Origin of the sequence: Janthinobacterium sp. SUN120 (genome assembly GCF_030397735.1) — a bacterium.
Classification (GTDB): Bacteria; Pseudomonadota; Gammaproteobacteria; order Burkholderiales; family Burkholderiaceae_D; genus Janthinobacterium; species Janthinobacterium kumbetense.
In genome coordinates this window covers 1,098,357-1,110,271 of sequence record NZ_JAPUBW010000002.1, presented here as the reverse complement: position 1 = coordinate 1,110,271, position 11,915 = coordinate 1,098,357, and the positions used below count along the sequence as shown (strand labels likewise).

General features: G+C 63.1%; 12 protein-coding genes and 1 pseudogene. 2 read left to right on the top strand and 11 right to left on the bottom strand.

Annotated elements, in window-relative coordinates:
- Positions 1-4 precede the first annotated feature (4 nt).
- Positions 5-1,216 carry an O-antigen ligase family protein gene (locus O0879_RS14685; protein WP_289917068.1) on the bottom strand — a complete coding sequence of 404 codons (1,212 nt, stop codon included), beginning with the start codon at positions 1,214-1,216 and terminating at the stop codon, positions 5-7.
- 251 nt (positions 1,217-1,467) lie between these two features.
- A pseudogene (locus tag O0879_RS14680) lies at positions 1,468-2,706 on the bottom strand (malic enzyme-like NAD(P)-binding protein); the annotation flags it as partial.
- 207 nt (positions 2,707-2,913) lie between these two features.
- On the opposite strand from O0879_RS14680, the gene O0879_RS14675 reads away from it, so the two are divergent.
- Positions 2,914-3,939 carry a LacI family DNA-binding transcriptional regulator gene (locus O0879_RS14675; protein ID WP_251350543.1) on the top strand — a complete coding sequence of 342 codons (1,026 nt, stop codon included), beginning with the start codon at positions 2,914-2,916 and terminating at the stop codon, positions 3,937-3,939.
- Between the two features lie 73 nt (positions 3,940-4,012).
- Positions 4,013-4,552, top strand: a complete 540-nt coding sequence (locus tag O0879_RS14670; RefSeq protein ID WP_077408222.1) for a hypothetical protein — start codon at positions 4,013-4,015, stop codon at positions 4,550-4,552.
- On the opposite strand, the gene O0879_RS14665 is transcribed toward O0879_RS14670, so the two are convergent.
- The 9 genes from O0879_RS14665 to O0879_RS14625 form a co-directional block, all read right to left on the bottom strand.
- Positions 4,528-5,154 carry a LysE family translocator gene (locus O0879_RS14665; RefSeq protein ID WP_251350544.1) on the bottom strand — a complete coding sequence of 209 codons (627 nt, stop codon included), beginning with the start codon at positions 5,152-5,154 and terminating at the stop codon, positions 4,528-4,530. The two genes, O0879_RS14670 and O0879_RS14665, sit on opposite strands and share 25 nt — an antisense overlap.
- Positions 5,155-5,233: 79 nt before the next feature.
- The gene (locus O0879_RS14660; RefSeq protein ID WP_289917065.1) at positions 5,234-6,022 is read right to left on the bottom strand and encodes an AraC family transcriptional regulator; all 789 of its coding nucleotides are present in this window, start codon (positions 6,020-6,022) and stop codon (positions 5,234-5,236) included.
- A gap of 2 nt (positions 6,023-6,024) precedes the next feature.
- Positions 6,025-7,488 (bottom strand): ribonuclease G, encoded by a 1,464-nt coding sequence (gene rng / locus O0879_RS14655; protein WP_099666686.1) that lies wholly within the window; start codon positions 7,486-7,488, stop codon positions 6,025-6,027.
- Between the two features lie 41 nt (positions 7,489-7,529).
- A complete protein-coding gene (locus tag O0879_RS14650; protein WP_289917063.1) occupies positions 7,530-8,150 on the bottom strand; it encodes a Maf family protein in 621 nt (206 codons plus the stop codon).
- A gap of 8 nt (positions 8,151-8,158) precedes the next feature.
- Complete coding sequence (gene rlmH, locus O0879_RS14645) at positions 8,159-8,629, bottom strand: 23S rRNA (pseudouridine(1915)-N(3))-methyltransferase RlmH (protein ID WP_034747108.1); 471 nt, start codon at positions 8,627-8,629, stop codon at positions 8,159-8,161.
- Between the two features lie 6 nt (positions 8,630-8,635).
- Complete coding sequence (rsfS, locus tag O0879_RS14640) at positions 8,636-9,325, bottom strand: ribosome silencing factor (RefSeq protein WP_289903725.1); 690 nt, start codon at positions 9,323-9,325, stop codon at positions 8,636-8,638.
- Positions 9,326-9,973 (bottom strand): nicotinate (nicotinamide) nucleotide adenylyltransferase, encoded by a 648-nt coding sequence (gene nadD / locus O0879_RS14635; protein ID WP_289917061.1) that lies wholly within the window; start codon positions 9,971-9,973, stop codon positions 9,326-9,328.
- Positions 9,974-9,993: 20 nt separating this feature from the next.
- Positions 9,994-10,908 (bottom strand): oxygen-dependent coproporphyrinogen oxidase, encoded by a 915-nt coding sequence (gene hemF, locus O0879_RS14630; RefSeq protein ID WP_251350553.1) that lies wholly within the window; start codon positions 10,906-10,908, stop codon positions 9,994-9,996.
- A 103-nt stretch (positions 10,909-11,011) separates the two neighbouring features.
- On the bottom strand, positions 11,012-11,806 hold the full coding sequence (locus O0879_RS14625; RefSeq protein WP_289917057.1) for a hypothetical protein: 795 nt from the start codon (positions 11,804-11,806) through the stop codon (positions 11,012-11,014).
- Positions 11,807-11,915 lie beyond the last annotated feature (109 nt).

Here is an 11,915-nt window from a genome sequence, read left to right as displayed (position 1 = left end):
GAGCTCAGGCAGTGCGTTCCTGCTGGCGCAGCATGGCCCACAGCATCACCATCGGGAAGACCAGCATGATGATGCCGATATTCAGGGTGAGCGAGCTCGTCGTCAGACCAAAAATCATGTAGCAGGTGCACAGTACCACGCCTGCCAGCGCATATGGCTGAGCTCCAGGGGCACTGTGGCGCAGGGCGCGGGCAAACAGGGACAACGGAACGAGGAAGAGCGCCAGCAAGGCCAGGACACCAATAATGCCGCGCTTGACCAAGGCATCGAGGTAGTCGTTGTGGGCATTGGTATGCCTGCGTATGGAAATGTTCGCTTTGCCTTCAGCCACCAGCATCGATTTTTGTTCCATATACCCGTTGCGGCCCAGGCCTGTCCAGGGGTGTTGCTGGGACATGTCGATCGCGGTGCGCCACATTTCGATCCTTTGCCCGATGGAGGTATTGACTTCACCACGATCCTCAAATGTGTGCAGGTTGGAAATGCCGAGGGTAATACGTTCTTTGATCGTCGAATGTGGAAAAACGTAGGCCACGATGGAAAGGCCCGCCAGGGCCAGTAGCCCAATGACCAGATAGCGTTTTCCATGCTTCTTGCTGTGGTGTATAACCAAGAAAATCAGGCAGACGGGCAAGGCGATCCAACCACCGCGACTGCCGCTGATGATGGAACCGACGATGCCTGCCAAACAGCCCAACAGCAAGACGGCTCTCCATAACCAGCGGTGAGGTTGCGTGCTGGCCCAGTCGAGCCCGCACATGGCCAACATACCAAGCAAGATGCTGATATTGCCATAATGAATCGCGTTACTGGTTGCTGCAAGAGGACGTGGCATATCCTGCATAAAAAATTGCCAAATTGCTAATATTGTGCCTGCAACCGCACCAATGGCTACACCTGCCCACCAGGCCTCTGCCCGGGGCGGATATGCCAGCAGCAGCAGCAGGACAGGTACGGCCAGCAGTGCCCGCAAGGGCATGTCGAGTTCTCGCGCCGGATCTGCGTGGTACAGCATGTTGGCAGTGAAAACACAGAAATATAGCAACAGGGTGCCCAGCAGCAGATAATCCTGGCGTTGCAAGTTCAGGCGGGGACGTTTCCATAGCAGGCAGGTGCTCGCGAGCAGAAGGGCCAGGGCTCCGAATGAATATCCGCTGGTGACAGCCAGCGCCAATGCCGAAAAGAGAAAAACACAAACAGAGGTCAGGCCGAGCATGAATATCCTTGGTAACGCACGTCGTCGCCATTATGGCAACTGTAGCAACATAAAGTAGGCGTCATTGTAATCGAAGGTGGCAACAAAAACGTCCCTGGAATTTTACTCTTTGATAACTGCACGGGCGATCTCAAGGGGGAAATGAAAAAAACCATGGTTTTCAGCCATGGTTTTTTTGTAAGCAATGGTAACTTGCTGTTATTTTGCCAAGGCCGCGAGGCCGGTCATGCGTCTCAGGCGGTGGCTGGCACGCGGGTGGCCACGCCGGTGGCGATGGCCGCTTGCGACACGGCAGGCGCGACCCAGCTGCGCAGGCGCTCGTCGAACGGCGATGGAATCAGTTGCAGCGGCGTCAGGGCGCTGGTGCTATGGCCCGGCAATGGTTCCTTGGCCAGCGCGGCGATGGCGCGCACGCAGGCCAGCTTCATCTCTTCATTGATGGTGGTGGCGCCCACGTCGAGCGCGCCACGGAAGATGTACGGGAAGCACAGCACGTTATTGATCTGGTTCGGGTAGTCCGAACGGCCCGTGGCCACGATGGCGTCGTCGCGCACGGCATGCACTTTTTCCGGGGCGATTTCCGGATGCGGATTGGCCAGGGCGAAGATCAGCGGCTTGGCGGCCATCGATTCGACCATCTGCGCGCTCACCACGCCGCCCTTCGAGACGCCGATGAAAATGTCGGCGCCAACCATGGCGTCGGCCAGGTCGCGGTCGCTGGTGTCGTTCGCGTAGCGCGCCTTGTTCTCTTCCATATTGGCATCACGGCCCGGGTAGATCACGCCCTGGCTGTCGCACACTTTCAGCAGCGATTTATTCAGGCCCAGCGAGACGAGCAAGTCCAGGCAGGCGATCGATGCCGCGCCAGCGCCCGAGACGGCCACTTTCACGTTGCCGATATCCTTGCCCACCAGTTCCAGGCCGTTCAGGATGCCGGCCGCGACGATGATGGCCGTGCCATGCTGGTCGTCGTGGAAGACGGGAATGTTCATGCGCTTGCGCAATTGCTGTTCGATATAGAAGCAATCCGGCGCCTTGATGTCTTCCAGGTTGATGCCGCCGAAGGTCGGCTCCATGCGCACCACCGTGTCGATGAACAGGTCGGGATCGTTCTCGGCCAGTTCGATGTCGAACACGTCGACGTCGGCAAATTGCTTGAACAGGCAAGCTTTGCCTTCCATCACCGGTTTGCTGGCCAGCGGACCGATATCTCCCAGGCCCAGCACGGCTGTGCCGTTGGTGATCACGGCCACCAGGTTGCTGCGCGACGTGTAGGTGCCGGCCGTGCGCGGATCTTCCACGATCGCTTCGCAGGCGAAGGCCACGCCCGGCGAGTACGCCAGGGTCAGCGCGCGGGCGTCGCCCAGCGGTTTGGTTGGCGTGACGGAAATCTTGCCTGCGCGAGGTTCCGCGTGATAGGCGAGGGCGGCTTCTTTCAGGTTGAAGGTTTCGCCGTTCTGTTCGGCGTGCTTGCTGTGCGAAGTAGACATAGGAATTCTGGGAAGGGCATACAGGGCCCGAGTGGTCAATCCGAGCCATGTTATGCAAGCGTTTGCACGCTGTCAAGGCTGGATTGTACTTAAGAGTGTCAAAACCGCTTTGGAAAACGGCTTTATCTCAATGCAAGCGTTTGCTCTGTTTTTGACGGGATGGGGAATTTTTACGATAAAATCACGGTATTGCGATCCGGGAAGCCCATGACAAACAAGAACCCCACCTTAAGCGACGTCGCGCGGGCCAGTGGCGTGCACTTTTCCACCGTTTCACGCGTGATGAACCCGGCAACGCGGCAAATGGTCAGCGCCGAGGTGGCCGCGCGCGTGCTGGCCGAAGCAGGCCGGCTCGGTTACCGGCCGAACCGCGCCGCCTCTACCCTCGTCACGCGCAAGTCGCGCATCATCGGCGTGGTCTTGCCCGACATTACCAACGCGGTTTTTCCGCCTATCCTGCTGGGCATCGAGGAAGGCTTGCGCAAGCATGGCTACCTGGCCATCGTCGCCAATGTCGGCGCCGACGAGGAAGAGCAGCTGTTCGTCATCAACCGCCTGCTGGGGCAGCAGGTCGATGGCCTGATTTTGGCTACCGCACGGCGCGACGATCCCGTCATCAAGATGTGCATCGACCAGAATGTGCCGGTGGTGACCGTCAACCGCAGCGACGAGACGGGCGTCGCTTCCTGCGTCGTCAGCGACGACGTGGTCGGCATGCGCCTTGCCGTGGAACACTTGCTGGCGCTGGGTCACCGGCATATCGCGCATATTGCCGGCCCGGAAAACCTGTCCACGGGCCACGTGCGCCGCCTCGGTTTCCTGGCCGCCATCCAGGCCAGCGAACTCGATCCCTCGCAAGCCTTCGTGTTTGAAAGCAGCGGCTATTCGCGCGAATGCGGCAAGGCCGCCCTGCTGGAACTGCTGCGCCAGTCGCCGCAGACGACGGCCGTGGTGACGGGCAGCGACCTGGTGGCCCTCGGCTGCTACGACGCCATCCGCGAACTGGGCTTGAGCTGCCCCGAAGATATTTCTGTCGTGGGCCACAACGACATGCCCTACATGGACATGATCCGCCCGCCCCTGACCACCATCCGCATCCGCCACCACGGCATTGGCACGGAAGCGGCCCGGCTGATCCTGCAAACCATCGATTCGCCCGATTCCGCCGTGCTCGACGTGCGCCTGAAACCCGAGCTGGTGGTGCGCGAATCGACGGCCGCTCCCCGGGGCTGAGGCCGCGCCTGGGGCCGCGCCGCCGCAAGGTGGTACACTGGCGCCCCTCAACGTATTTTGCCCCTCTATCGCCATGACCAAAACCAACACGCCTTCCCCGAAACGCCGCGAAGAGGGTGTCGCCAAGCTGACCGTCAATCCCTTCCTCGATGCCGAGTTTTACGCGCGCATGCGCGATTACACGGAGCGCGATGCGGCCATCATCAAGGAATTGAAGGCGATCGCCGAGATTCGTGCCGGCAACAAGCAGCCCGACCCCCGCCTGGCGCCGTCGCTGGAAGCCCTGCGCAGCACCGTCAAGAAAGGCTTGAGCTTTGGCGAGATGCTGGAGCGCATGGCCGCCGGCAAGGAAAAAGGCTTGTGGGAGCCGTGGATGACGACCTTCGGCATTGAAATTCGCGCCGTCAACTACGGCGCCGGCCCGCGCAACGCCTGCCTGGTGCTGGACCTGGCCGCGAATGCCCCCGCGCACGCCATGTTCGCCAAGGCGGGCATCCAGAACTGGCGCAGCCTGGCGGCAGACGACTGCTCCGTCGTGCGCTCGGAAAAGGCGACGGAAACCACGCCCTTGAAAGTGTATGCCGTGTTTTATCTGGACCCGCTGCCAGCCTGATCCGCCAGCAGTACCAGCGCCAGCACGATCAGCATCACGCCCGACAGCCGTTCCAGCGACGGCAGCGCGCGCGCAAAGCGCTGCCGCAGGGCGGCGCTGCCGATGGCCAGCGCCACCGCCATATCCCACGCCAGCACGGCAAAGACCATCCACGCGCCATACGCCACCATCGCAACGGGACTCGTCTGCCTGGCGGCCAGCACGGTGGCCAGGCTGACATAGAACAGCGCATTCTTCGGGTTCAGGATGGCGGAGACAAACCCCATCGCGACACCGCCGCGCCAGCGCGCCTTGCCGGTGGCGGGCTTTGCCTCCAGGCTGCTCTTGCCCGCATGGCGCAGGAACAGCCAGCCCAGGTACAGCAGATAGGCGCATCCCGCCAGCCGCACCAGCATGAATGCCGTGCTGCCCGCCCGCAGCACCGATAGTCCCGCAAACGCCGCCACGATAAACACCGCATTGGCCACGGTAATGCCCACGCACGTGCCGGCGGCGCCGCGCCAGCCGTGGGCCAGCGAGGTGCGCGCGATCAGGAAAAAATCGGGACCGGGCGACAGCAGGGAAAGAAAGTGGGCGGCGGCGATGAAGAGAAAATCCTGCATGGAGTTTGGCTCCGGCAATGGCGATGCGCGAGTATGCCGGGGCTGGCGACAGCCTGTATTGAAGAAAATTGCAGGTGTTCTAGCTGCCCTGGCCGCGATAGCGTCCCGGCGTGATGCCCGCATGCGCCTTGAACACGCGCTGCAGGTGGCTCTGGTCGGCAAAACCCAGCTCATGCGCCAGTTGCGCCAACGCCGTCCCGGCCTGCAAGCGGCTGCGCGCGCGGTTGACGTGCATATTCAGCTGGTAGGCATGCGGCGTCAGGCCCGTGGCGGCGCGAAAGGCGCGGATCAATTGATACGGGCTCAGGCCAGCCGCCTCCGCCAGTTGTCGCAGGCTGGCCGAGGGCTGGCCCTGCAGCGTTGCGAGCACGGGCGCCAGCTGCTGCGGCACCGGATTGCGTTCCGAAGGCAGCAGATCCGCACAGACGCTGGTGCAGGCGACCAGAAACGCCAGCAGCGCCGCATTTTTCTCCGCCGCGCCGGCCGTTGAAAACAGCAGCGCATTCATGGCGCAAAACTGCGCGTACAGCAGCGGGCAGTGCAACACCGCCGCCGTATCGCCATCGAGCGCCGGCGCGTGTGCCTGCAGCCATTGCGCATCGAGATGCAGCATCTGATAGCTCCACAGGGCGTCAGGCAGGGGATTGCAGGCGTGTACGCAGCCGGCCGGCACCAGCACCAGGCTGCCATTGCCGAGTGCGACCTTGCCGTCTTTGCTGCCCGTGAAGATGCTGCCGCCAGAGTCGACGGCGCCGATGGAAAACGTGGGATGGCTGTGGGGCTTGTAGCAAGCCCGGCTGTGGCAGGCGCGCCGGCTCTCCACGTGAGGGAGAGACGGGTCGCGCCAGAAGGCGGTGGTGCCCGGCATGACTACATCAGGATCACGTCGTACTGCTCCTGGTGGTAGGCATTCTCCACCTGCAGCGAAATCTTCTTGCCGATGAAATCGCCCAGCATGGCCAGGTGCTGCGATTCTTCCTCGAGGAATAAATCCACGACTTCCTGCGAGGCGAGGATGCGGAATTCGCGCGGGTTGAATTGTTTCGCTTCGCGTAGCAGTTCGCGCAGGATTTCATAGCAGATCGTGCGCGAGGTCTTGACTTGTCCCTTGCCGGCGCAGGCCGGGCACGGTTCGCACAGGATATGGGCCAGCGATTCGCGCGTGCGCTTGCGCGTCATTTCCACCAGGCCCAGCGGCGAGAAATTGCTCACCGAGACCTTGGTGCGGTCGCGCGACAGGGTGCGTTTCAGTTCGGCCAGCACGGCGTTGCGGTGCTCGGCGTTGTCCATGTCGATGAAGTCGAGGATGATGATGCCGCCCAGATTGCGCAGGCGCAGCTGGCGCGCGATGGCGTGCGCCGCTTCCAGGTTGGTCTTGAAAATCGTGTCGGCAAAATTGCGTCCGCCGACGAAGCCGCCCGTGTTGACGTCGATGGTGGTCATCGCTTCCGTCTGGTCGACGATCAGGTAGCCGCCCGATTTCAGGTCGACCCGGCGGCCCAGGGCGCGCAGGATTTCCTCTTCCACGCCGTACAGGTCGAACAGGGGGCGCTCGCCCGTGTAGTGCTGCAGGCGCGTCAGTTCGCTGGGCGTGTAGATTTCCGCGAATTCGCGCAATTTCACGTAGTTTTCGCGTGAATCGACCTGGATGGTGGCCGTTTCATCGCCGACGAAGTCGCGCAGCACGCGTTGGGCCAGGCTCAAGTCCTGGTGCAGCAGGCTGGTGGCGGGGCGCGTGCGCGCACCGTGCGTGATCGTGCTCCAGGTTTTTCTCAGGTAGTCGACGTCCGCCTTCAAGTCCGCGTCGGACGCGTCTTCAGCCATGGTGCGCACGATGTAGCCGCCCTTTTCATCGGTGGGCAGCAGGCTTTGCAGGCGCACGCGCAGCTGCTCGCGCTCCGCTTCCTTCTCGATCTTCTGCGAGATGCCGATGTGCTTGTCCTGCGGCAGGTACACCAGCATGCGCCCGGCGATGGAAATCTGCGTCGACAGGCGCGCGCCCTTGGTGCCGATCGGGTCCTTGATTACCTGTACCGTCAGTACCTGGCCGTCAAACAGGATTTTCTCGATGGGCGCCGGCGTGGCGTTCTGGCCGTCGTGGCCGCGCGCTTCCCAGATGTCGGCCACGTGCAGAAAGGCGGCCCGTTCCAGGCCGATGTCGATGAAGGCCGACTGCATGCCCGGCAATACGCGCACCACTTTGCCGGAATACACATTGCCGGCCAGGCCGCGCGTGAGCGTGCGCTCGATGTGCAATTCCTGCACGGCGCCCTGCAGGATGAGGGCGACGCGCGTTTCTTGCGGCGTGATATTGATCAGGATGTCTTCGTTCATGGAGGCGCGGGAGTGGAGGCAACGAATGACATCATACCCGATCAGGGCAGGGGCAAACCTGCCAGTCGTAGCAACTGTGCAGTTTCGTACAGGGGCAGGCCCATGATGCCGGAATGGCTGCCTTCGATGTGCTCGACGAACAGCGCGGCGCTGCCCTGGATGCCATAGCCGCCGGCCTTGTCGTACGGTTCCGGCGTGGCGCAATACGCGGCGATCGAGGCGGGCGACAGCACGCCGAAGCGCACTTGCGAAATCTGCGTACGCTGCTCGGCGACATCCTTGTAGTGCACGGCGATCGAGGTGAGCACCTCGTGCGTGCGGCCTGACAGCTGCTGCAGCATGGCCACGGCCTCGGCCCGGTCGGCCGGCTTGCCGAGGATGACGCCGTCGATGGTGACGGTGGTGTCGGCCGCCAGCACGGGGCGCGGCGTCAGGTGGCGGCGGCGCACCAGGTCCCAGGCGAAGGCGGCTTTTTCATTCGCCACGCGGGCCACATAGTCGAGCGCCGACTCGCCGGGGAAGACTTCCTCGGTGACGTCGGCGCCGCGCGGGCCGTCGCTGCGCAGCAGCAGCAACTCGAAATCGACGCCGATCTGGCGCAGCAGTTCGCGCCGGCGCGGGCTTTTGGAGGCGAGATAGATCTTGTTGTCGGCCGGTTTCATGGGGGAGTTCAGACGCGGTGGTAGGGGTGGTTTTGCGTGATCGACCAGGCGCGGTACAGCTGCTCGGCGAGGATTACGCGCACCACGCCGTGCGGCAGGGTCATGCTGGAAATGCGCAGCATGCCTTCGGCACGTGCCTTGAGTTGCGGATCGAGGCCGTCGGCGCCGCCGATCAGGAAGGCCGTGTCGCGGCCATCCTGCTGCCACGCCATCAGCTGCTGCGACAGGCCGACGCTGGTCAGGTCCTTGCCGCGTTCGTCGAGGGCGATGATGCGCACGCCCTTGGGCAGGACGGCTTCGATGCGTTCGCGTTCCAGCGCCATCGCCGTGGCGGCGGTCTTGCTGCCGGAACGCTCCACCGGCTTGATTTCTTTCAGCACGATGCGCAATTCCGGCGGCATGCGCTTCGCGTATTCCGCGAAGCCCGTCTCTATCCAGGCCGGCATTTTATGGCCGACCGCAGCGATGATGAGCTGCATCGAGGCTTACGCTTCGACTTTTTTGATACGCTTGATCACGGTTTTTGCCGGTGCAGCATCGGCTGCCGGCTTGGCCGCGCGTGGGGCGCGCACTTTTTTCTCCGGCAGCGCTTTCAGGGCTTTCACTGCGGCCGCTTCGGTCTTGGTTGGCGCGACTTTCACGGTCTTGCCGACGGCTTTGGAAGCAGTGGCTTTTTTCGCCGGGGCTTTCTTGGCGGCGGTGGTTGCCGCAGCTTTCTTGGCAGGCGCCTTTTTCTCGATCACGGGCGTCGCTTCCACATTGGCCTTGCTTGCTGCCAGATGGCCGCTGACCTTCTTCGGTTCGTCGCCGGCCGCTTTTTTCGGCGCGCGCTTGGCGGCACCCAGCTTGACCGGGGTATCGCCCCAGATTTCTTCCAGGCGGTAGTAGGCGCGGATAGGCGCTTGCATGATGTGGACGATCATGTCGCCCAGATCGACCAACACCCATTCACCGGTGTCCTCGCCTTCCATGCCGATGATGTCGCCGCCGGCGTCCTTGACCTTGTTGCGCACCGAGGCGGCCAGCGCCTTGGTTTGACGGTTCGAGGTACCGGAAACGATCGCGATGCGGTCGAACAGGCTGGTCAGGTGACTCGTTTCGAAGACGGCGATGTCTTGGCCTTTGACGTCTTCAAGGGCGTCAACGACGAGGGTTTGCAGTTTTTTGATGTCCATTTAGCTTTTGTATAAATTATGTTGTTCAATATAGTCTAGCACTAGCGGGGAAACAAGCGGGTTTGCCCGATTCCCCCGTTGTAATGCCGCACGTATTTCGGTGGCGGAGATATCCACCGCGAAGTCCTGTGCCAGATAAGTCAGACCGTGCGGCGTGTTGCGGATGCTTTCCAGTGACCCCAGGCGGCGCGAAAATTCTTCGGCGACCACTTGCGGCACTGCGGTGTCATTCAGCGCGAAGCCGGGGCGGGCCGCGACGCAGATATGCGCGTATTCAAATAATTGCTGCCATTCGCGCCATGTCGCGAGCCGCTGCAGCTGGTCTGCGCCCATCAGGAAAACGATGGAAGCGCGCGGGCCCAGCTCGGCGCGTACCTGGCGCAAGGTATCGATGGTGTAGCTGGCCTGGCCATGTTCGCTGCGCGCGATTTCCTGGCGGTCGATCACGACCGGCAGGGGCAGGCCGGCAAACGCCAGGCCGGCCATCTCGGCGCGCTGCTGGCCGGTGGCGCCCAGATTGCCTTTTTGCCAGGGCGCGCCCGCCGGAATCACGCGCAGTTCATCGGCGTGCAGCAGGCTGGAAAAATGCGTGCCCAGCGCGACATGGCCCATATGCACCGGATCGTAGCTGCCACCGAGCAGCGCCACGCATGCCCTGCTACCTGGATTCACGCCTGCAGCCAGTCGCGATGCACGAGGAAGTCAGTATACAACGCCGCTTCGGGACTGCCCGCTTCCGGGTGCCAGTCGTAGCGCCACTTGACCACGGGCGGCATCGACATCAGGATCGCCTCGGTGCGTCCGCCCGACTGCAGGCCGAACAGGGTGCCGCGGTCGAACACCAGGTTGAACTCGACATAGCGTCCGCGCCGGTAGCACTGGAAGTCGCGTTCGCGTTCGCCGTAGGGCGTGTCCTTGCGGCGCGCCAGGATCGGCACATAGGCGTCGATGAAGGCGTCGCCGGCGCTGCGCATCATCGCAAAGCTGTCGTCAAAGCCCAGGGCATTGAAATCGTCGAAGAAAATACCACCCGCGCCGCGCGCTTCGCGCCGGTGCTTCAGGTAGAAGTAATCGTCGCACCACTGCTTGAACTTCGGATGCAGTTCCTCGCCAAACGGCGCCAGCGCATCATGGCACACCTGGTGAAAGTGCTTCACGTCGCCCGCGTCGCCATAATACGGCGTCAGGTCCATGCCGCCGCCGAACCACCATACGGGTTCGCCATCGGCATTCACGGTGGTGAAGAAACGCACATTCATGTGCACCGTGGGCGCATACGGATTACGCGGATGCAGCACCAGCGACACGCCCATCGCCTCCCACGCCTTGCCACCGAGTTCAGGGCGCGCGGCCGCTGCCGATGGCGGCAATGCGGCGCCGGTGACGTGCGAAAAATTCACGCCGCCACGCTCGAACACATTGCCTTCCTCGATCAGCCGCGAAATGCCGCCGCCGCCCTCGGGGCGCTGCCAGGCGTCGGTCAGGAAGGGCTTGCCGTCCTGCGCTTCGAGCGCCTGCACGATACGGCTTTGCAAATCGAGCAAATAGGCCTTGACGGCCGAAGGAGAGGGAGTTGACGACATCGCGTGGGCCGACGAGGCCGAAATAAAAAATTAAGGACGGATTGTACCCTGTTACGCGTTTTTGTGATAGGGCGGCGCTTGCGCTGTGCGTTTGTGTTGTGGATCAGCGTGCCGGTGGCGTGGCATCGTCCTGCACCACCGTGATGGACAGATCCGCGCCGGCGCCGGGCAGGCGCGCGCTTTCCACGGCGTGCACGGCGCGCTGCTGCAAGTCGGGCCGCTCGACGCCCTGCCCGGTGACGGGGGCTGCGGTGGGGGAGGGTGCCTGCCAGGAGACGATGGCGCGGCCGGCAAAGGCCAGTACCAGAACCAGCAGCGCGGCCATCACCCACGTTCCCGGGCGCGCATAGGCGGGGCGTTCCCGGCGGGCCTGGCGCGCGGCGCCATCGACGATGATGCGGCCCAGCTCCGAGCCGTGCTGGCGCGTGCGCAGTAGCTCGAATTGCTGCGCCGTCAAGGTGCCTTGCCGGAGCATCTCGCGCAGGGCGTCAATCGGCGAGGCGAGCAGGCGCTTCTCCGGCAAGCTGGCGTGGGCGGCATCGCGCTGCCACTGGTTGATCAGGTCTTCGTCGTACAGGGTGTCGATGGCCTGGCCGTTGACCAGCTTTAGCGCGTCGGCGGCCAGTTGCTGGCGCTCGAGCAGGGCTTCGCCGCCATGCCGGCGCGGCAGATCCTGTACGCGCCGCAGGAAGTCGTCCTGTGGCAGCAGGTCAGTGCGCAGCAGCCATGCCAGGGCCTCGGCGGGACCGGCGCCGGCGGCCAGTCGTGGCATGTCGACGTCGTCTTCCTCGTCCAGGGCGAGGATTTCCAGTTCGGCGATGGCGTCGTCGAGTTCATTGTCCGTGATCAGGCGGAGTTGGCGTACCTGAGCGAGGGCGGGATGGACGTGGCTGGTCATGGGTTGCAACTTTGTCTGAAAGGCAAAATCTTAGCGCAAGGTCCGCTTTCCTGGCGCGCCAATCAAAACAGGGCCGGGGCGGATGCATTCCGCGCCGGCCCTGCCGTTT